Raw genomic sequence first — 21317 nt, forward strand, 5'->3', positions numbered from 1 at the left:
AAGGCTCGCCCGCAGGGAAACCTGCGGGCAGACGGAGAACAATAATGAGTCAACATACTTCCGATCCGGCAACCCTGCGCCTGCCGTTTAAAGAAAAACTCGCCTACGGGATGGGCGACCTCGGCTCTAACATCCTGCTGGATATCGGCACGCTGTACCTGCTGAAGTTCTACACCGACGTGCTGGGCCTGCCGGGCACCTACGGCGGGATCATCTTCCTGATTGCAAAGTTTTTTACCGCCTTCACCGACATGGGCACCGGGATCATGCTCGACTCCCGGCGCAAGATTGGCCCGAAAGGGAAATTCCGCCCGTTCGTATTGTACGCGGCATTTCCGGTGACGCTGCTGGCGATTGCCAACTTCGTCGGCACGCCTTTTGAAATCACCGGTAAAACGGTAATGGCGACGGTGCTGTTTATGCTGTACGGCCTGTTCTTCAGCATGATGAACTGCTCCTACGGCGCGATGGTCCCGGCCATCACCAAAAACCCGGACGAGCGCGCCTCGCTGGCCGCCTGGCGTCAGGGCGGCGCCACGCTGGGCCTGCTGCTCTGTACCGTGGGCTTTGTGCCGGTGATGAACCTGATCGAGGGCAACGACCAGCTCGGCTATATCTTTGCCGCCACCCTCTTCTCGCTGTTCGGCCTGTTCTTTATGTGGTGGTGCTATAAGGGCGTGACCGAGCGTTACGTCGAGACGCAGCCTGCAAATCCGGCGCAAAAGCCGGGCCTTCTGCAGTCGTTTCGCGCCATCGCCGGGAACCGCCCGCTGTTTATCCTGTGCATCGCTAACCTCTGCACGCTGGGCGCCTTTAACGTCAAGCTCGCCATTCAGGTCTACTACACGCAGTACGTGCTGAACGACCCGATCCTGCTGTCGTACATGGGCTTCTTCAGCATGGGCTGCATTTTTATCGGCGTCTTTATGATGCCCGGCGCGGTGCGGCGCTTCGGCAAGAAAAAGGTCTACATCAGCGGGCTGATGATTTGGGTAGCGGGCGATCTGCTCAACTACTTCTTCGGCGGCGGCTCGGTGAGCTTTGTGGCGTTCTCCTGCCTGGCGTTCTTCGGCTCCGCGTTTGTGAACAGCCTGAACTGGGCGCTGGTGTCCGATACCGTGGAATACGGCGAGTGGCGCACCGGCGTGCGCTCCGAGGGGACGGTCTATACCGGCTTTACCTTCTTCAGGAAGGTATCCCAGGCGCTGGCGGGCTTCTTCCCGGGGATCATGCTCACCCAGATCGGCTATGTGCCCAACGTGGTGCAATCCGCCGGAACGGTTGAAGGGTTGCGGCAGCTGATATTTATCTACCCGAGCCTGCTGGCGGTCATCACCATCGTGGCGATGGGCTGCTTCTATAACCTCAACGAGAAGATGTATGTGCGCATTGTCGAAGAGATCGAGCTGCGCAAACGTACGGCCTAAATGACGAGATAGAGCGCCCGGCTGGGCGCTCTGAGGATCGACCATGACACATAACAGTGATCCGTTAACCCTGAAATTGAGCCTGCGAGAGAAGTGCGCCTACGGGATGGGCGATTTTGGCTCGAACCTGATGCTGTGTATCGGCACGCTGTATTTGCTGAAGTTTTACACCGACGAACTGGGCATGCCGGCGTTCTATGGCGGCATTATTTTCCTGGTGGCAAAGTTTTTTACCGCGTTTACCGACATGCTGACCGGCGTGCTGCTGGACTCCCGGCGTAACATCGGCGCGCGGGGAAAATTCCGGCCGTTCATTCTTTACGCCTCCGTTCCGGTGGCGCTGGTCGCGACGGCGCAGTTTATGGCCAACGACTTTAGCCTGACGGTAAAAACGGCTCTCGCCACCGTGCTCTTCATGATGTTTGGCCTCTGCTATAGCCTGATGAACTGCGCCTACGGTGCGATGGTCCCGGCCATCACCAAAAACCCGAACGAGCGCGCGCAGCTTGCGGCGTGGCGTCAGGGCGGCGCAACGGTGGGGCTGTTGCTCTGCACCGTCGGCTTTATGCCCATTCAGGCGCTGTTCGTCAGCCAGCCCTACCTCGGCTATCTGGTGGCCGCGCTGGCGTTCGTCACCGGCGGCCTGTTCTGCATGTGGTGGTGCTACAGCGGGGTAAAAGAGCGCTACGTGGAGCTTACGCCCGATCACCATAAGCCCGGCATTCTGAAATCGTTCTGCGCGATTTTTCGCAATCCGCCGCTGCTGGTGCTGTGCATCGCCAACCTGTGCACCCTCGCCGCGTTTAACATCAAGCTGGCGATCCAGGTCTATTACACCCAGTACGTGCTGAACGATCTGCATCTGCTGTCGTGGATGGGCTTTTTCAGCATGGGCTGCATTCTGATTGGCGTGTTTCTGGTGCCCGGCGCGGTGAAGCGCTTTGGCAAGAAGCCGGTCTATCTGGGCGGGCTGACGCTGTGGGCGGTGGGCGACGTGCTGAACTTCTTCTGGGGAACCAGCTCCCTGCTGTTCGTGCTGTTTTCCTGCATGGCCTTTTTCGGCACGGCGTTTGTGAACAGCCTGAACTGGGCGCTGGTGCCGGATACCGTTGATTACGGCGAGTGGAAAACCGGCATTCGCGCAGAAGGGTCGGTTTATACCGGCTATACCTTCTCGCGCAAAATCTCCGCCGCGCTCGCCGGTTTCCTGCCCGGCATCATGCTGACCCAGATCGGCTACGTTCCCCATGCGGTGCAGAGCGCGGGCACGCTGCTTGGGTTGCGCCAGCTGATTTTCCTCTGGCCGTGCGGTCTGGCGATTGTTGCCGCCGTGACCATGGGGCTGTTTTATAAACTCAACGAAGCGCGCTTCGCCTTTATTATCGAGGAGATTGGAAAACGGAAAAAACAAACCGCGAATACCCCTGAGATAACCACCAACAATAAAGCGTCAGCAGTCACTTTATAACTATAAATCCGGCCATTATGTCCTTCCTGTTTATCAGGAGGGAGGCCTTTCTGTACCTGATACATGGACAAATTATGAAAAGAATCATCACTGCACTGATCGTGTCGTCTGTGTCCTGCCCGGTATTTGCCGGGGCCTATGTCGAAACCCGCGAAGCCTACAATACGGCTTCTGAACTGCACGAGGTGATCCTGCGTGCGGGCTATAACTTTAATATGGGCGCGGGGCTGATGTTCACCAACGCCTATAACGTGGGCAAATGGGATGAGCTTAAGCACAGCTATAACGAAATAGAGGGGTGGTATCCGCTCTATAAACCGACCGACAAACTCACCTTCCAGCCCGGCGGGTTGATCAACGACAGCAGCGCGGGGTCCGGTGGCGCGGTTTATTTAGATACCAACTACAAATTTACGGACGGGTTCAACCTGACGTTCCGCTATCGCTATAACCATAACAATTACGATACGCCGGACTATAACGGGCAGATGGATAAGAACGACACGCACGAGTTTGCCAACTACTGGAATTTCAAAGTGACGGATGCGTTTTTCTACACCTTTGAGCCGCACTTTTTCCAGCGGGTGAATGATTACCACAGCAAAAATGGCAAAGACCATCACTGGGAAATTACCAATAAATTCAGCTATAAGATCGACAGAAACTGGCTGCCGTACCTCGAACTGCAGTGGCTGGACAGATGGAATGACTACAACCGGGAGCAGTACCGGATCCGCCTGGGGTTACGGTATTCGTTCTAATAAAAAAGCCGCTGATTTCTCAGCGGCTTTTTTTACTACGGATTGACCGTATTAGTCTTCTTTCGCACCGCGCATAGCACGTTTACGATCGTTCTCGGTCAGGTGACGTTTACGGATACGAATTGACTGTGGAGTCACTTCTACCAGTTCGTCATCATCGATGAATTCCAGAGCCTGCTCCAGGGTCATCTTGATCGGTGGAACCAGAACCGTTGCTTCGTCAGTACCGGACGCACGCATGTTGGTCAGCTTCTTACCGGTCAGGCAGTTTACGGTCAGGTCGTTAGAACGACTGTGAATACCGATGATCTGGCCTTCGTAAACTTCAGCACCGTGACCCAGGAACAGCTTGCCGCGATCCTGCAGACCGAACAGCGCAAACGCAACCGCTTTACCCTGACCGTTGGAGATCAGTACGCCGTTGTTACGCTGGCCCACTTCGCCCGGGCGAACGTCGTCGTAGTGGCTGAAGGTGGAGTACAGCAGACCCGTACCAGAAGTCATGGTCATGAACTCTGAACGGAAGCCGATCAGGCCACGGCTTGGGATCACGTAGTCGAGACGTACGCGGCCTTTGCCGTCTGGATTCATGTTTTTCAGGTCGCCTTTACGCTCGCCCAGCGCCTGCATCACAGAACCCTGGTGCTGCTCTTCAACGTCCAGCGTTACGTTTTCGAACGGCTCTTGTTTACGGCCGTCGATTTCGCGGAAGATTACTTTCGGACGGGAAACCGCCATCTCGAAACCTTCACGACGCATGTTTTCGATCAGAACGGACAGGTGCAGCTCACCACGACCGGATACGCGGAACGCATCAGCGTCTTCGGTTTCTTCAACGCGCAGCGCAACGTTGTGTACCAGCTCTTTGTTCAAGCGGTCAAGGATCTGACGAGAGGTAACGAACTTACCTTCTTTACCACAGAACGGAGAGGTGTTGACGTTGAAGAACATGGATACGGTTGGTTCATCAACGGACAGGGCTGGCAGCGCTTCGACGTTCTGCGGATCGCAGATGGTGTCGGAGATGTTCAGCTCACCCAGACCGGTGATTGCGATGATGTCGCCCGCTTCAGCGATGTCGCTCTCGATACGCTCAAGACCCAGGTGAGTCAGTACTTTACCGACTTTACCGTTACGGGTTTTGCCTTCGCTATCGATGATAGTGACCTGCTGGTTAGGCTTAACTTTACCGCGCTTGATACGGCCAATCCCGATAACGCCAACGTAGTTGTTGTAGTCGAGCTGGGAGATCTGCATCTGCAGGGTGCCTTCCAGGTCAACGTTTGGCGCAGGAACACGGTCAACAATCGCCTGATACAGCGGGGTCATGTCTTCAGCCATGTCTTCGTGGTCCAGACCTGCGATACCGTTCAGCGCAGAAGCGTAAACGATAGGGAAGTCCAGCTGCTCGTCGGTCGCGTCGAGGTTAACGAACAGGTCGAATACCTGATCAACAACCCAGTCAGGACGCGCGCCAGGGCGGTCAACTTTGTTGATAACAACGATTGGCTTCAGACCATGGGCAAAAGCTTTTTTGGTCACGAAGCGCGTCTGTGGCATTGGGCCATCCATTGCGTCAACGACCAGCAGAACGGAGTCTACCATGGACATTACACGTTCAACTTCACCACCGAAGTCGGCGTGCCCTGGGGTATCAACGATGTTGATACGGTAGTCATTCCATTTAATCGCGGTGTTTTTCGCGAGGATGGTAATCCCACGCTCTTTCTCCAAATCGTTGGAGTCCATCACGCGTTCTTGGGTTTCGGCACGCGCATCAAACGTACCGGATTGCTGCAGCAGCTTATCAACCAGGGTAGTTTTACCATGGTCAACGTGCGCGATGATGGCGATGTTACGCAAATTTTCGATCACAACTTTGCCTCAGGCATTTAGAAATAGCGCGTTATTGTACACGGATTAATCGCACTACAAAACAGGATCACAAACATCCCCCGCAAACAAGTATTGCAGAGATGCTTTGTGATCGCTTTCACGGAGCGGTAAAAGGGCACTTTAACGTAAATTGCACCAATATGGTGCTCAATGTTCACATTGAGCACCATACTGGTGCAACAAATCCATCGTGGTGCAGCCCTTTTGCACTATGGTGCGCATGATAACGCCTTTTTGGGGTGTTTTAAAAGTTGGCACAGATTTCGCTTTATAAAAAATACATGGCAACAGCCAGTACCAACAGAAATTGAAGACCTCGTTACCACGACGACAATGACCAATCTGGAGAGTTAAGTATGTCCGCTGAACACGTTTTGACGATGCTGAACGAACATGAAGTGAAGTTTGTTGATCTGCGCTTCACCGATACCAAAGGTAAAGAACAGCACGTCACAATCCCTGCTCATCAGGTGAACGCCGAATTCTTTGAAGAAGGCAAAATGTTTGACGGCTCCTCCATTGGTGGCTGGAAAGGCATTAACGAATCCGACATGGTTCTGATGCCAGATGCAACCACTGCGGTCATTGATCCGTTCTTCGAAGAACCAACCCTGATCATCCGCTGCGACATCCTCGAGCCAGGCACGCTGCAGGGCTACGACCGCGACCCACGTTCTATCGCAAAACGCGCTGAAGAGTACCTGCGTTCTACCGGCATCGCGGACACCGTTCTGTTCGGGCCAGAGCCAGAATTCTTCCTGTTCGACGACATCCGCTTCGGTGCCTCTATTTCTGGCTCCCACGTAGCTATCGACGACATCGAAGGCGCATGGAACTCTTCCACCAAATACGAAGGTGGTAACAAAGGTCACCGTCCTGGCGTGAAAGGCGGTTACTTCCCGGTTCCTCCGGTCGACTCTGCACAGGACATCCGTTCCACCATGTGTCTGGTGATGGAAGAGATGGGCCTGGTTGTTGAAGCGCACCACCACGAAGTGGCGACTGCGGGTCAGAACGAAGTGGCAACCCGCTTCAACACCATGACCAAAAAAGCGGACGAAATTCAGATCTACAAATACGTTGTGCACAACGTAGCGCACCGTTTCGGTAAAACCGCGACCTTCATGCCAAAACCAATGTTTGGCGACAACGGTTCCGGTATGCACTGCCACATGTCTCTGTCCAAGAACGGTACCAACCTGTTCTCTGGCGACAAATACGCCGGTCTGTCCGAGCAGGCGCTGTATTACATCGGTGGTGTTATCAAACACGCTAAAGCGATCAACGCCCTGGCGAACCCAACCACCAACTCCTACAAGCGTCTGGTCCCGGGCTACGAAGCGCCAGTGATGCTGGCCTACTCTGCGCGTAACCGTTCTGCTTCTATCCGTATCCCAGTGGTGGCGTCTCCGAAAGCGCGTCGTATCGAAGTGCGCTTCCCGGACCCAGCGGCTAACCCATACCTGTGCTTCGCAGCGCTGCTGATGGCCGGTCTGGACGGTATCAAGAACAAGATCCACCCAGGCGAAGCGATGGACAAAAACCTGTACGACCTGCCGCCAGAAGAAGCGAAAGAGATCCCACAGGTTGCTGGCTCTCTGGAAGAAGCCCTGCAGGCGCTGGACGCAGACCGCGAGTTCCTGACTGCGGGTGGCGTATTCACTGACGACGCTATCGATGCTTACATCGCCCTGCGTACTGAAGAGAACGACCGCGTGCGTATGACTCCGCATCCGGTTGAGTTCGAACTGTACTACAGCGTTTAATTTAGTTGTTTTACCCGGCGTGAAAAGCGCCGGGGGTAGTTGCCGTGGAAACTTTTAGCCCATCTCCGGATGGGCTTTTTTCTCCACCAACAACCTGATCTCACGCGCTTTTTACGCCGAAACCGCTATACTGCACTAAAACAGTGCAACGACTCCAGGAGACTGCTGAATGGCAACTGGCACGCTGCCCGATGCTGGGCAGATCCTCAATTCTTTGATTAACAGCATCCTGCTGGTCGACGACGAGCTGGCCGTCCATTACGCCAACCCGGCGGCGCAACAGCTGCTCGCCCAGAGTTCACGCAAACTGTTTGGCACCCCGCTTCCTGAGTTGTTGAGCTATTTTTCGCTGAATATTGGCCTGATGCAGGAGAGTTTGCAGGCCGGTCAGGGGTTCACCGATAACGAAGTCACGCTGGTGATCGACGGGCGCTCACATATTCTTTCCCTTACCGCGCAGCGTTTGCCGGAAGGACTGATCCTGCTGGAAATGGCGCCGATGGATAATCAGCGTCGCCTGAGCCAGGAGCAGCTTCAGCATGCGCAGCAAATTGCCGCCCGTGACCTGGTGCGAGGTTTGGCGCATGAAATCAAAAACCCGCTGGGTGGGTTACGCGGCGCGGCGCAGCTTCTGACCAAGGCGCTGCCCGACCCCGCGCTGGCGGAGTATACCAACGTCATCATTGAGCAGGCGGACCGCCTGCGTAACCTGGTCGATCGCCTTCTCGGGCCGCAGCAGCCGGGTATGCACGTTTCAGAAAGCATTCATAAAGTCGCTGAACGGGTTGTGAAGCTCGTCTCGATGGAGCTGCCGGAGAACGTCACGCTGGTGCGTGATTACGACCCAAGCCTGCCGGAACTGGCGCATGACCCGGACCAGATTGAGCAGGTCCTGCTGAATATTGTGCGCAATGCCCTGCAGGCGCTGGGGCCGGAAGGCGGCGAGATTATTTTACGCACCCGCACCGCCTTCCAGCTCACGCTGCACGGCGTGCGCTATCGTCTGGCGGCACGCATCGACGTTGAGGATAACGGTCCCGGCATTCCTTCTCATCTGCAGGACACCCTGTTCTACCCGATGGTGAGCGGGCGCGAAGGCGGTACGGGACTGGGCTTATCTATCGCCCGCAGCCTGATCGATCAGCACTCCGGAAAAATTGAATTTACCAGTTGGCCGGGACATACCGAGTTTTCGGTTTTCCTGCCGATTAAAAAATAAAGGTGACGTTTATGCAACGAGGGATAGTCTGGGTAGTCGATGACGATAGCTCCATCCGTTGGGTGCTTGAACGCGCGCTCACAGGGGCAGGATTAAGCTGCACGACGTTTGAGAGCGGCAGCGAGGTGCTCGACGCACTCACCACCAAAACGCCGGACGTACTGCTCTCGGATATTCGCATGCCGGGCATGGACGGGCTGGCGCTGTTAAAGCAGATCAAACAACGCCATCCGATGCTCCCGGTCATCATAATGACCGCGCACTCCGATCTGGATGCCGCGGTGAGCGCCTATCAGCAAGGGGCGTTCGATTATCTGCCCAAACCGTTTGATATCGACGAAGCGGTGGCGCTGGTAGAGCGCGCGATTAGCCACTACCAGGAGCAGCAACAGCCGCGCCACGCCCCCGATTTTGGGCCAACCACTGACATCATCGGCGAAGCGCCGGCGATGCAGGACGTGTTTCGCATTATCGGCCGTCTGTCCCGTTCGTCCATCAGCGTGTTGATTAACGGTGAGTCGGGCACGGGTAAAGAGCTGGTGGCGCATGCGTTACATCGCCATAGCCCGCGGGCAAAAGCGCCGTTTATCGCCCTGAACATGGCGGCGATCCCGAAGGATTTGATTGAGTCCGAGCTGTTCGGCCATGAAAAAGGGGCGTTTACCGGCGCGAATACCATTCGCCAGGGGCGCTTTGAGCAGGCTGACGGCGGCACGCTGTTCCTGGACGAGATCGGCGATATGCCGCTGGACGTTCAGACCCGCCTGCTGCGCGTGCTGGCCGACGGGCAGTTTTACCGCGTGGGCGGCTATGCGCCGGTGAAGGTGGACGTGCGCATTATCGCCGCGACGCACCAGAACCTGGAGCTGCGCGTGCAGGAAGGAAAATTCCGTGAGGATTTATTCCACCGCCTGAACGTCATTCGCGTTCATTTGCCGCCGCTGCGCGAGCGTCGGGAAGATATTCCTCGCCTGGCGCGTCATTTCCTGCAGGTGGCAGCCCGCGAGCTGGGCGTGGAAGCCAAGCAGCTTCACCCGGAAACCGATGCTGCCCTCACCCGCCTGGCGTGGCCGGGCAACGTGCGTCAGCTGGAAAACACCTGCCGCTGGTTAACCGTGATGGCCGCCGGTCAGGAAGTGCTGATTCAGGATTTACCGGCCGAGCTGTTTGAAGCCACCGCGCCAGAAAGCAGCACCGGGCACGCGCTGCCGGACAGCTGGGCGACGCTGCTGGCGCAGTGGGCTGACCGCGCGCTGCGTTCCGGTCATCAAAACCTGCTGTCTGAGGCTCAGCCAGAGATGGAGCGTACGCTGTTGACCACCGCGCTTCGTCATACGCAGGGCCATAAGCAGGAAGCCGCGCGCCTGCTGGGATGGGGACGTAATACCCTGACGCGCAAGCTGAAAGAGCTGGGAATGGAGTGATCTCGCTCCGCTGTGTAAAGGTTATTAATTGAGCGCAAATTGCCGTTATTTTGCGCTTTACTGTTCCGATGAGTTTTGTATGATCGTGCCCGGAAATTGGGGGTGTAGATCATGCTGGAAACATTAGTCAATATGCTCTCTAGCGGGGCAGTTGAAAGCCACACGCCACAAACCGCCGTTGCGGCGGTGCTGTGTGCGGCGCTGGTTGGGCTGTTTAGCTAGCGGGTTAGATACGTAAAAGCCGGGTGGCGGCTTCGCCTCACCCGGCCTACGTTTCAAATCACTCGTGAGAACTGCTGCATACGCGCTTTCTGACGCAGATACGCGTCAAAGCACATGCAGATATTACGGATCAACAGACGCCCTTTCGGCGTGACCTCAATTGAACTCTCCGATATATCCACCAGCCCGTCTTTCGCCAGCGGCGCAATCAGCTTCAGGTCTTCCGCAAAATATTCGCTGAACGTCAGCTCCCACTGTGCTTCCACGTCGCTAAAGTCGAGACGGAAGTTGCAGATAAGCGCCTTAATCACATCGCGACGAATGCAGTCGTCACGGGTCAGCGCGATGCCACGCCACAGCGCGTTGCCGGTTTCATCTACCTGCTGGTAGTAGAGCTTTAGCTCTTTCTGGTTCTGCGCGTAGCAGTCACCGATCATGCTGATGGCAGAGACGCCCATGCCGAGCAGATCGGTATCGCCCTGGGTGGTGTAACCCTGGAAGTTACGGTGCAGAACGCCGTCACGCTGGGCAATCGCCAGCTCGTCGTCCGGACGGGCAAAGTGATCCATGCCGATAAACTGATAGCCACTCTCGGTCAGCGAGGTGATGGTTTCCTGCAGGATATCCAGCTTCTGCTGGGCAGAAGGCAGATCCGCATCTTTGATTTTGCGCTGAGCGGCGAATAGCGTCGGCAGGTGCGCGTAGTTAAAGACGCTGAGGCGGTCCGGGCTGAGTTCAGCCACGCGCTTCAGCGTAAAGGCGAAGCTCTCCGGCGTCTGCTTTGGCAGGCCGTAAATCAGGTCGATGTTGGTCGAGGTAAATCCGATGTCACGTGCGTGGTTGAGTAAGGCGAAGATAAACTCTTCGTCCTGCTCGCGGTTCACCAGACGCTGCACCTCTTTATTGAAATCCTGCACGCCCATGCTCAGACGGTTGAAGCCTTCCGCACGTAAATGATCCAGGACATCCAGCTCAATTTCACGCGGATCGACTTCGATCGAGATTTCGGCGTCGTCGTTAAAATTGAAATTTCCGCGCAGCAGCGTCATCAGACGGCTTATTTGCGCCTTATTCAGATAGGTGGGCGTGCCGCCGCCCCAGTGAAGCTGGCTGACGTGACGACCTTTAAATAGCGGCGCGCGGTGCACAATTTCCTGTTCGAGCGCATCGAGGTATTGGTCGGCTTTATGCTGCTGACGGGTCACGATTTTATTGCAGCCGCAGAAGTAGCAAAGCTTGTGGCAGAACGGAATATGGACGTAGAGCGACAGCGGACGCTCTGGATAGCGCGCGACGGCCTGCTGAAAATCCGCCTCGCCGAAGGCATCGGAGAACTCCAGCGCGGTGGGGTATGAGGTATAACGCGGCCCGGAATAGTTATACTTCTGGATTAGGGCCAAATCCCAGTCGATAGTTGGTGCTGACATGCTCACTCCTTCCGTTGGTGTCGCGTTCGTATACGGCGGCCCGTTCTGGCCCCATCGCGGGCCATCATTCGGGTGCGCAGCCACTTCTGTCGCCGCGACAACCGCCGTAGTTTAACGAATAACCACACCAGATAACATATAACCGGAAGGGTTATAAGCAGGACTATCGTGCCTGCCGGGTGCAAATGTTAGTTTCCACCTTTCAGAAGACGCATCATATCTTCCTGCTTTTCTTCTTCCTCTTCGTCGTCTTCGTCATCGTAAGACAGGCCCAGCTTCTGCATCAGCTCATCAATGCGGTCCAGTTTAGCATCAACCCATGACTGCTCTTCGGCGGTCAGGGTTTCACCCTCTTCAAGACGTTCCAGCAGCGCGTCCAGGCGCTCATCGTTCTCCAGCATATCCAGCTCAGCCTGCGGTGAAAGCATAGGTTTCTCGCTCTTTGGTTTGTGCTGCTTAGTGACCGGGGTGTCTGTCACGCCCAGTGGAATGGGAGTTTTACTGCCGATACGAGGATCTTTCTGCTGCTTGCTTTTTGCAGAAGCGCCCGCTGCACCACCGCCGTTTGCACGGCTGCCCGCAGCATGGCCACGATGCTTCTTATCGCGTTTGCGATCGCGCGCTTCCTGGTTCAGTTCTTCGCGCGTTTTGCGGCGTGCTTTTGCAGGGCGTTTCGCGCCCGCAGCGGAGGTTGGTTTTTTCATGATGTTTTATCTTTAAGTCGTTTTCTTCAGTATAGAATTGCGGCGAAATCTAGCAGAAAGCAAGCAAAGAAAAAAGGCGACAGAGCAATCTGTCGCCTTTTTTCCTGACTCACAACCCTTAACGGGTCAGACATTCCATGTTTACCAACAACACACCCTGTTTATCCTTTGGCTGATACCGTCCGTGTATGGTTCCATTTCCTGTTAAAACGCCTCCAGGCGCTGGTCGTCCTGACTGTCCTGCGTCTTCGCCTCCTGGCGCTCCTGACCCTAATCCTTAAGTCTAATTCCTGTTGGCTTCCTCGCCCTGACGCATACTTTACCTTGTTCGCGTAAACTGACAAGCAACGAAACGGTACAAAATGAGATTTTCAGACAATTACCCGGAAATAAGCTTATGATTTAAAACAGTTTGGCTTTTTTGACACCTGCGAATTCTCTGAAATCTCCCATAGCAACATTAGCCGATCTCTCACAACGGTTTGGGCATTCGCCTGCAGGCCTGGTGCAATGAGAAAAGCCTTTTGCCCGCATTCGGGTATAATCCCTCCAGATTACGATTTTTGGAGACGACCACGTGACTACCTGGAACTACCAACAGACGCATTTTGTCACCAGTGCGCCCGATATTCGCCACCTGCCTTCTGATACCGGTATTGAAGTGGCATTTGCTGGCCGCTCAAATGCGGGGAAATCCAGCGCCCTGAATACGCTGACCAATCAGAAGAACCTGGCGCGTACCTCAAAAACACCTGGCCGTACCCAGCTGATTAACCTCTTTGAAGTGGCTGAAGGCAAACGCCTCGTCGACTTGCCGGGATACGGTTATGCGCAGGTGCCAGAAGAGATGAAGATCAAATGGCAGCGTGCGCTGGGCGAATACCTGGAAAAACGCGTGTGCCTGAAAGGTCTGGTGGTGCTGATGGATATTCGTCACCCGCTAAAAGATCTCGATCAGCAGATGATCGACTGGGCCGTAGCAAGCGATATTGCCGTGCTGGTCCTGCTGACGAAAGCCGACAAGCTGGCAAGCGGCGCGCGTAAAGCGCAGGTGAATATGGTTCGCGAAGCGGTACTGGCCTTCAATGGCGACGTACAGGTTGAGCCTTTCTCTTCGCTGAAAAAACAGGGCGTAGACAAGCTGCGCCAGAAGCTCGACAGCTGGTTTAACGAGCTGGAACCCGCAACAGAAGCGGAAGCAGAGTAATACCGAGCGCGGCGATGTCCGCGCTTTTTTTTGCCCGAACTTTTCTTTGCCGCAATAAAAAACGCCCCAGCCATTACTGACTGGGGCGGCTAAAATATTCAGCCAAATCCGATTACGTGAAGTAAAAGGTCTGAAAGATAGAACATCTTACCTCTGTACCCTACGTCGATAACTCTACCCCTTTTTTTGCTGTAGAAAAAGCACTTTTTGTAGTTTTTTTTCATTCTTTACATAGGGAATTCTAATGATCGTCACAAAACGCGCGTTGTTATGTTGCTAACTTACATAAAACGCGCGTTATTCATTGAACCTTTAGTGAGCCTGATCCCAGTTTTCACCACTTCCCACTTCCACCAGCAACGGCACGTCTAGCGTCATGCTGCTTTCCATCAGTTCGTGGATCTTTTTCGACACAGTATCGAGATCGTCTTTGTGCACTTCAAACACCAGTTCATCGTGTACCTGCATGATCATTTTCACGCGCGGCTTCTCTTTCTCGAGCCAGGCATCCACGGCAATCATGGCGCGCTTGATGATGTCCGCCGCGGTACCCTGCATCGGGGCGTTGATCGCCGCACGCTCTGCGCCAGCGCGGCGCGCCGCGTTGCTGGATTTGATGTCCGGGAGATAGAGACGACGGCCATCCAGGGTTTCAACGTAACCCTTCTCTTTCGCCTGCGCGCGGGTGCGTTCCATATAGTCCAGCACGCCCGGATAACGCTCGAAGTAGAGATCCATATACTTCTGCGACTCTTTGCGCGGAATGTTGAGCTGGCGTGAAAGGCCAAACGCGCTCATGCCGTAGATCAGACCGAAGTTGATCGCCTTAGCACTGCGGCGCTGTTCGTTGGTCACGCTCTCCAGCGGCAAACCGAAGACTTCAGCCGCGGTCGCACGGTGGATATCTTTCCCTTCCGCAAATGCCGTCAGCAGACCTTTGTCACGAGACAGGTGCGCCATAATGCGCAGTTCAATTTGCGAGTAGTCAGCCGAGACAATCAGGTAATCCTCTGGGGCGATGAAAGCCTGACGAATGCGGCGCCCCTCTTCATTACGCACCGGGATGTTCTGCAGGTTAGGATCGGTCGACGAGAGACGCCCCGTAGCCGCGACAGCCTGATGATACGACGTGTGCACGCGACCCGTTTTCGGGTTGATCATCAGCGGAAGTTTGTCGGTGTAGGTAGACTTCAGCTTCGCGAGACCGCGGTACTCCAGAATCACTTTTGGCAGCGGGTAGTCCAGCGCCAGCTCTTCCAGCACCTCTTCAGAGGTTGACGGCGCGCCGCCAGGGGTTTTCTTCAGCGGCTTGATGCCCTGCTTTTCAAACAGGATGGTTTGCAGCTGTTTCGGAGACGAAAGGTTAAACGGCTCGCCTGCAAGATCGTGCGCTTTTTGCTCAAGCTCGGTCAAACGCTGCGCGAGCTCCCCAGAGTGGTTATGCAGCACCGTTGGATCGATCTTAACGCCGTTGCGTTCGATACGGGACAGCACGGGCACCAGCGGCATTTCAATATGCTGGAACACGTTCAGCGGACCTTCGTGCTTCTGCAGTTTCGGCCACATCTTCAGGTGCAGCTGCAGCGTGACGTCGGCATCTTCCGCCGCGTAGCGCCCTGCTTCTTCAAGAGCAATCTGGTTAAAGGTGAGCTGATTTTTCCCTTTACCGGCAATCTCTTCAAAGGTGATGGTTTTGTGCTTGAGCCAGCGGTCAGATAAGGAATCCATATCATGACGGCCCGCCACGCTGTCCAAAATGTAGGATTCGAGCATGGTGTCGAAGGCAATCCCGCGCAGCTCAATGCCGTAGTTCTGCAGAATGCCGCGGTCGTACTTGAGGTTTTGCCCGACCTTCAGCGCCTTTTCGTCTTCCAGGATCGGCTTCAGCAGCTCAAGCACGCGCTCGCGGGAGATCTGCTCCGGCGCATCCAGGTAGTCGTGCGCCACAGGAACGTAGGCGGCAACACCCGGCTCTGTCGCAAAGGACAATCCCACCATATTGGCTAAGATGTTGTCGAGGCTGTCTGTTTCAGTGTCAAAGGCAAAGACCGGCGCTTTTTTCAGTTTTTCGATCCAGGCGATCAGCTGCGACTCTTCCAGAATGGTTTCGTAGTTGTCGAAGGAGAGCGCGGCGGCTTCTTCTTCCGCCTGCTCTTCGGCATCAACGACAATCGTCTCCTTCGGCTTAGCAGCAGGTTTAGCCCCTTTTGCCTGCAGCCATTTACCGACTTCCACGTCAGTAGTCCAGCGCTTGAATTCGTATTTCTTAAACAGGCTCAGCAGGTCGTCAGCGGAAGGCTGTTGCACTTCCAGCTGCTCACAGCCCAGCTCCAGTTCCACATCGGTTTTGATCGTTGCCAGCTTATAGGAGAGATAAGCCACCTCTTTATTCTCTTCCAGCTTCCCGGCCATGGTTTTTGCCCCGCGGAAGGAGAGGCCGGCGATTTTGTCTGATTCCGCATAGAGCGTGTCCAGGCCACCCAGCCCCTGAAGCAGCGCCTGCGCGGTTTTTTCACCGACGCCAGGGACGCCAGGGATGTTATCCGAGGAGTCGCCCATCAACGCGAGGAAGTCGATAATCAGCTCTGGCGGCACGCCATACTTAGTGACTACTTCTTCTGGCCCCAGAATGGTGTTGGTCATGGTGTTTATCAGGGTGATACCTGGCGTCACCAGCTGGGCCATATCTTTATCACCGGTGCTGATCAGCACCGGACGGCCCATTTTTTCTGCTTCACGCGCCAGCGTACCGATGACGTCGTCGGCTTCCACGCCAGAGACGGCCAGCAGCGGCAGGCCCATCGCTTTCACCATGGCGTGCAGCGGCTCAATCTGCGCACGCAGATCGTCAGGCATTGGCGGACGGTGGGATTTGTAATGCTCAAATAGCTCATCGCGGAAGGTTTTGCCTTTCGCATCAAAAACCACAGCCGCATGGGTGGGCTGATACTGAAGAATCAGGCTGCGCAGCATGTTCAGCACGCCGTACATTGCGCCGGTAGGTTCCCCTGCGCTATTGGTCAGAGGAGGAAACGCATGGTACGCCCGATACAGGTAAGAAGAGCCGTCGACGAGAATAAGTGGGTTTTCTGGGATCTGAACCATAATGTCCGTGCCTTTAATCAATTTATGCGTAAAGGATGCCACAGAAGGATGAAAACATCAGTTATTCAGGTTCGATACAGGAAAAGATTTTGCGATCGTGAGGATCGCTCGCAAAATTCAAACTGTGGATAAGTTTGTGAATATTTTCACTTCAAATGAAAAACAGATACTAAAAGCAGGCGCGCGCTGAGAATAAATCATTTAATATCATTCAGTTAATGGCTAACGCTGCATGATAATAACCTGCTGATGGCAATTTAGTCTATGTGGATATAAGTCCTGATTAGCGCACAATATTAGAGAAATCTTCTGCGTCAGGGGAAAAGCCGTCAATTGACGATATGAAATCGCCATTATTTTGTCATTTTTCTGATAAAATCAGCGCCCTGCGCCGAATTATTGGCCGCGCCATTATAGCTAACCACCTGAAAAAGCTCATCATGTCGAGATTACTCGCTGCAATAACATTACCGCTAAGCATCATTTTAACTATTCTGGTGACGGTTGCCTGTTCTGTGCCGATCATTATCGCCGGGATCGTTAAACTGCTGCTGCCTGTGCCTGCGGTGTGGCGATCCGTCTCTGCGTTTTGTAATTTCATGATGTATTGCTGGTGTGAAGGACTGGCGATCCTGCTGTGCCTGAACCCGCATCTTAAATGGGATGTCGAAGGGCTGGAGAGCCTGAACAAAAAGAACTGGTACCTGCTGATCTGCAACCATCACAGCTGGGCAGACATCGTGGTGTTATGCGTGCTTTTCCGCAAGCATATCCCGATGAACAAATACTTCCTGAAGCAGCAGCTCGCCTGGGTGCCTTTTATCGGGCTGGCCTGCTGGGCGCTCGATATGCCGTTTATGAAACGCTATTCACGCAGCTATCTGATTCGTCATCCGGAGCGGCGCGGTAAGGATGTGGAGACCACGCGCCGTTCCTGTGAAAAGTTTCGCGCGCATCCAACAACCATCGTGAACTTTGTTGAAGGCTCCCGGTTTACGGAAGATAAACGTCAACAAACACGCTCCCCTTATCAGAACCTGCTTCCGCCAAAGGCGGCGGGTATTGCGATGGCGCTTAACGTGCTGGGTGCACAGTTCGATAAACTTCTGAACGTTACGCTCTGCTATCCGGAAAATGACACGACGCCATTTTTCGACATGCTCAGCGGCAAGCTGACGCGCATTGTTGTTCGGGTGAATTTAGTGCCGATAGATGCCGGGCTGCACGGTGACTACGTAAACGATAAGAATTTCAAACGTGGTTTCCAGCAGTGGCTTAATACGCTCTGGAAAGAGAAAGACGAACAGATAGACAGCATTAAATCTTCATACAAAAACGCCGGTCAGTGACCGGCGTTTTCATATCAACGAAATTACTTCTTCTCAACCAGGTATTTCACGGTGTCAGCATACTGCTGTACGAAAATATCCATGCTGCTGGTGTCCATGCCCTGCATGTTCAGCTGATATTTGCCGTTAACAAACATCGCCGGAACGCCCTGAAGCTGCAGATCAGCGGCCGCTTTTTCCTGCTGAGCAACCAGAGATTTCACGACAAAGCTGTTCCACGCGGCGTCGTACTCTTCACCTTTCACGCCGGCATCAACGAACACTTTGCGGATATCCGCAGTGGTTTGAACGGTCTGGGTTTTCTGTACGGCTTCGAACATTGGAGCAGTGATTTTATCTTCCACGCCCAGCGCCATAGCAACCGCCCACGCCTGAGTCAGGTCTTTACCCAACGGGCCCAGGAACTCAACGTGGTACTTGGTCATTTTGGTGCCTTCCGGCAGCTTTTTCTTCACGTTGTCAGAAACATGCAGCACTTCTTCGAATTGATAGCAGTGCGGGCAGTAGAACGAGAAGAACTCCAGAACCTGTGGCTCGCCAGCAACCGGCTTTTCCAGCGTGATAAACTGTTTACCGTCGGTAAACTGCGCAGCAGAAGCGCTAAATGCCAGAATCATACCTGCCAGCGCCAGCCAAATTTTTTTCATGATTAACTCTCTCCTGGGTGTGTCCAATTAATACATCGGCGTTAATTGCAGAGGGGGTTCCTGAAGAACCTTAACCTGCTGAGTGAATGTAGATATCTGGCTGCGCCAGTAATCTTCTCCGGTAAGCCACGGGAAATTACGGGGAAATGCGGGATCGTCCCAACGCCTGATTAACCATGCGAGATAATAAACAAAACGCATCGCACGTAAAGGCTCAATCAGGGCAATTTCGTCTGAATTAAACGGGCTAAATTCTTCATAGGCTTCAATAATCGTTTCAAGCTGCATGCGCTGCTCGGCTTTATCCCCATTCAGCAGCATCCACAGATCCTGAACCGCTGGGCCCATGCGCGCATCGTCGAGATCGACAAACAGCGGGCCGTCGCGCCAGAGAATATTTCCGGCATGACAATCACCGTGCAGGCGCAGAACGGAAATATCATCACGCCAGCAGGTTTTCACCGCAGCAATAAGCTTATCGGTGGCGTTAAGGAAATCATCCTTTAACGCAGCGGGGATCAGCGCAGACGTTTCGAATATCTGACGCGGTTCAGTGAGATATTCCTGAATCCCGATCGTTGGTCGGGCAGTGAACGCTGTTTTACGTCCCGTCTGATGAATGCGTCCCAGATAGCGAGCAACCCACTCCATCTGATCGATGTTATCCGCTTCAAACTGGCGGCCACCCAAACTGGGGAATACGGCGTAGTAAAACCCTTCGTGCGTGAGCAGCGTTTGGTTATTGAACTTTATCGGCGCGGCAACGGGAACGTCATCAACCTGCAGATCGTGAGCAAACTGGTGCTCCTCCTGAATTTGCTGTGCAGACCAACGTTCAGGGCGATAGAACTTTACGACGAAGCGCTGACGATCCTCGTCCTGAAATTGATAGACGCGGTTTTCGTAGCTATTTAACGGGGTTAGCCCGGAATCCACACGAATACCCTGTTCAAACAGGGCATCCATAATGGTATCCGGGTGTAGTGTCTGGAAAGTAAAAGCCTGGTCGTTCATCCGATCATCCGGAAATTATACGAATGATTCAGGATATCATCTTGTAGCGATTTCGGTGGCTCCGCTTACAAGCTTTTACTCTTTAATTACGCCTCGGGCGCGCAGCAATGCCGTTTTAAAATCTTCCTCATAATCCTTCTGAATACCAGGAATAACAGCATCTTTGGCTGAGTCGCGCATTTTGAGGTGGTAGATCAGGATGTCGTCAGAAAGGTCTGCCAGATCGCCGTCAAAACCTGACTCTTTTGCCAGTTTCTGTAAAAATTGCATCAGATTCAGCTCTGGCTCTTTTTGCCAGGCTGACTGGAGGAGTTCAATGACTTCATTCAGACGTTTACATTTCATGGTGGTGCTCCTTTCATTTAGAGTGACACGTTAGCAGGGTCAATCCCACAATAAAAGAGGCGATATTCGTGAATCTTAGCCTGGAAATAACCGGGGTCGTTCTGGCAGGTGGCAGAGCAACGCGGATGGGGGGGAAAGATAAGGGGCTCCAGCGCCTGAATGGCAAACCCTTATGGCAATGTGTCGCGGATACGCTCGCAGGCCAGGTGACGACAATGGCCATCAGCGCTAACAGGCACATCGACACCTATCAGCGCAGCGGGTACGCCGTTTATCAGGATAACCTTGAGGATTACCCGGGGCCGCTGGCCGGCATGCTCTCCGTTATGCAGCAGTCAAAGGGAGAGTGGTTTCTGTTCTGCCCCTGCGATACCCCGCTTATTCCATCCTGTCTTGTTGAGCGTCTGATTAAGCTTCGTGACACTGCGCCCGTGGTCTGGGTGCATGACGGCGAACGCGATCATCCTGCTATTGCCTTAATGCACCGATCGCTGGTGCCCGCTCTGCAGGAGTATCTGGCGGCGGGAGAGCGCAGGGTGATGGTCTTTATGCGCCAGTCTGGCGGCCATTCGGTTGATTTTAGCGATCTCACATCTGCGTTTGTGAACGTGAATACGTGTGAAGATTTGCAGAGGATGCAGGAGAAGAGATGATACCCGTTTTAGCTATTTCCGCATGGAGCGGCACAGGTAAAACCACGCTGCTGAAGAAGCTGATCCCTGTGCTTTGCGCTAAAGGTCTTCGCCCCGGATTAATTAAGCATACGCATCATCATATGGATGTCGATAAGCCGGGCAAAGATAGCTATGAACTGCGCAAAGCAGGTGCCGCGCAGACAATGGTGGCAAGCAACCAGCGCTGGGCTTTGATGACAGAAACGCCGGATGAGGCGCCGCTGGATCTCGCATATCTGGTCAGCCGAATGGATCATACCACGCTGGATCTGGTGCTGGTTGAGGGGTTTAAGCATGAGGCCGTGCCTAAGATCCTGCTGTTCAGAAGCGATGCCGGACATGATGTTAGCGAGTTAACGCTGGATGAGCATGTAATTGCGGTGGCGAGTGATGTGGTATTGCCGCTTGAAGTTCCGGTGCTAAATTTGAATGATGTGGATGGGATTGCAGAATTTGTTGTGAAGTGGTGTGCGGTCTGACTTGACGGGTAGAGGCTTCGCCTTACCCGGCCTACGTTTGTGCAGCGCAGAAACGCAAAAAGGCCATCCTTACGGATGGCCTCTTCACTTGTTTGATGCCTGGCAGTTCCCTACTCTCACATGGGGAGACCCCACACTACCATCGGCGCTACGGCGTTTCACTTCTGAGTTCGGCATGGGGTC

Annotated in this window: 18 protein-coding genes and 1 rRNA gene; 11 read left to right on the forward strand and 8 right to left on the reverse strand. The window is 54.2% G+C overall.

Annotated elements, in window-relative coordinates; all coding sequences use genetic code 11:
- Positions 1 to 44: 44 nt before the first annotated feature.
- The 3 genes from UTO39_RS19350 to ompL all read left to right on the forward strand — a co-directional run bounded on the left by UTO39_RS19350 (position 45) and on the right by ompL (position 3656).
- The gene (locus tag UTO39_RS19350; RefSeq protein ID WP_003861932.1) at positions 45 to 1427 is read left to right on the forward strand and encodes an MFS transporter; all 1383 of its coding nucleotides are present in this window, start codon (positions 45 to 47) and stop codon (positions 1425 to 1427) included.
- Between the two features lie 43 nt (positions 1428 to 1470).
- A complete protein-coding gene (locus UTO39_RS19355) occupies positions 1471 to 2895 on the forward strand; it encodes an MFS transporter (RefSeq protein WP_320727843.1) in 1425 nt (474 codons plus the stop codon).
- A 74-nt stretch (positions 2896 to 2969) separates the two neighbouring features.
- Positions 2970 to 3656, forward strand: coding sequence for a porin OmpL (gene ompL, locus UTO39_RS19360; protein ID WP_320727844.1), 687 nt, complete (start codon positions 2970 to 2972; stop codon positions 3654 to 3656).
- A gap of 51 nt (positions 3657 to 3707) precedes the next feature.
- Here ompL and typA read toward each other — a convergent pair whose 3' ends face one another.
- Positions 3708 to 5531: a ribosome-dependent GTPase TypA gene (gene typA / locus UTO39_RS19365; RefSeq protein ID WP_028014891.1), complete on the reverse strand. Its 1824-nt coding sequence runs from the start codon at positions 5529 to 5531 to the stop codon at positions 3708 to 3710.
- Between the two features lie 377 nt (positions 5532 to 5908).
- Here typA and glnA point away from each other — a divergent pair, with 377 nt between their 5' ends.
- The 4 genes from glnA to UTO39_RS19385 all read left to right on the forward strand — a co-directional run bounded on the left by glnA (position 5909) and on the right by UTO39_RS19385 (position 10183).
- Positions 5909 to 7318: a glutamate--ammonia ligase gene (gene glnA / locus UTO39_RS19370; RefSeq protein ID WP_008501856.1), complete on the forward strand. Its 1410-nt coding sequence runs from the start codon at positions 5909 to 5911 to the stop codon at positions 7316 to 7318.
- 169 nt (positions 7319 to 7487) lie between these two features.
- Entirely contained in the window at positions 7488 to 8537 is a 1050-nt protein-coding gene (glnL, locus tag UTO39_RS19375; RefSeq protein ID WP_014172250.1) for a nitrogen regulation protein NR(II), read from the forward strand.
- 11 nt (positions 8538 to 8548) lie between these two features.
- Positions 8549 to 9961, forward strand: a complete 1413-nt coding sequence (glnG, locus tag UTO39_RS19380; RefSeq protein WP_028014893.1) for a nitrogen regulation protein NR(I) — start codon at positions 8549 to 8551, stop codon at positions 9959 to 9961.
- Between the two features lie 111 nt (positions 9962 to 10072).
- Positions 10073 to 10183, forward strand: a complete 111-nt coding sequence (locus UTO39_RS19385; RefSeq protein WP_023331639.1) for a YshB family small membrane protein — start codon at positions 10073 to 10075, stop codon at positions 10181 to 10183.
- Positions 10184 to 10236: 53 nt separating this feature from the next.
- On the opposite strand, the gene hemN is transcribed toward UTO39_RS19385, so the two are convergent.
- On the reverse strand, positions 10237 to 11610 hold the full coding sequence (hemN, locus tag UTO39_RS19390) for an oxygen-independent coproporphyrinogen III oxidase (RefSeq protein ID WP_320727845.1): 1374 nt from the start codon (positions 11608 to 11610) through the stop codon (positions 10237 to 10239).
- Positions 11611 to 11798: 188 nt separating this feature from the next.
- Positions 11799 to 12314: a Der GTPase-activating protein YihI gene (gene yihI, locus UTO39_RS19395; protein WP_061096545.1), complete on the reverse strand. Its 516-nt coding sequence runs from the start codon at positions 12312 to 12314 to the stop codon at positions 11799 to 11801.
- 577 nt (positions 12315 to 12891) lie between these two features.
- Here yihI and yihA point away from each other — a divergent pair.
- Positions 12892 to 13521, forward strand: coding sequence for a ribosome biogenesis GTP-binding protein YihA/YsxC (gene yihA / locus UTO39_RS19400; RefSeq protein ID WP_320727846.1), 630 nt, complete (start codon positions 12892 to 12894; stop codon positions 13519 to 13521).
- Between the two features lie 312 nt (positions 13522 to 13833).
- Here yihA and polA read toward each other — a convergent pair whose 3' ends face one another.
- Positions 13834 to 16626 carry a DNA polymerase I gene (gene polA / locus UTO39_RS19405; protein ID WP_320727847.1) on the reverse strand — a complete coding sequence of 931 codons (2793 nt, stop codon included), beginning with the start codon at positions 16624 to 16626 and terminating at the stop codon, positions 13834 to 13836.
- Positions 16627 to 17066: 440 nt separating this feature from the next.
- Here polA and UTO39_RS19410 point away from each other — a divergent pair, with 440 nt between their 5' ends.
- Complete coding sequence (locus UTO39_RS19410; RefSeq protein WP_061099599.1) at positions 17067 to 17975, forward strand: acyltransferase; 909 nt, start codon at positions 17067 to 17069, stop codon at positions 17973 to 17975.
- Between the two features lie 23 nt (positions 17976 to 17998).
- On the opposite strand, the gene dsbA is transcribed toward UTO39_RS19410, so the two are convergent.
- The 3 genes from dsbA to UTO39_RS19425 all read right to left on the reverse strand — a co-directional run bounded on the left by dsbA (position 17999) and on the right by UTO39_RS19425 (position 19981).
- Positions 17999 to 18622, reverse strand: a complete 624-nt coding sequence (gene dsbA, locus UTO39_RS19415; protein WP_028014899.1) for a thiol:disulfide interchange protein DsbA — start codon at positions 18620 to 18622, stop codon at positions 17999 to 18001.
- 27 nt (positions 18623 to 18649) lie between these two features.
- Positions 18650 to 19636, reverse strand: a complete 987-nt coding sequence (locus tag UTO39_RS19420) for a serine/threonine protein kinase (RefSeq protein ID WP_266179951.1) — start codon at positions 19634 to 19636, stop codon at positions 18650 to 18652.
- Between the two features lie 75 nt (positions 19637 to 19711).
- Entirely contained in the window at positions 19712 to 19981 is a 270-nt protein-coding gene (locus UTO39_RS19425; RefSeq protein WP_157189889.1) for a YihD family protein, read from the reverse strand.
- A 68-nt stretch (positions 19982 to 20049) separates the two neighbouring features.
- Here UTO39_RS19425 and mobA point away from each other — a divergent pair, with 68 nt between their 5' ends.
- Positions 20050 to 20634: a molybdenum cofactor guanylyltransferase MobA gene (gene mobA / locus UTO39_RS19430; RefSeq protein WP_320727848.1), complete on the forward strand. Its 585-nt coding sequence runs from the start codon at positions 20050 to 20052 to the stop codon at positions 20632 to 20634.
- Complete coding sequence (gene mobB, locus UTO39_RS19435; protein ID WP_320727849.1) at positions 20631 to 21134, forward strand: molybdopterin-guanine dinucleotide biosynthesis protein MobB; 504 nt, start codon at positions 20631 to 20633, stop codon at positions 21132 to 21134. Before mobA ends, mobB begins: the two co-directional genes overlap by 4 nt.
- A gap of 97 nt (positions 21135 to 21231) precedes the next feature.
- Here the strand turns inward: mobB and rrf are convergent.
- Positions 21232 to 21317, reverse strand: a 5S ribosomal RNA gene (rrf, locus tag UTO39_RS19440); the annotation flags it as partial.

It is taken from the genome of Enterobacter sp. 118C5 (genome assembly GCF_034107645.1).
Taxonomy (GTDB): Bacteria; Pseudomonadota; Gammaproteobacteria; order Enterobacterales; family Enterobacteriaceae; genus Enterobacter; species Enterobacter nematophilus.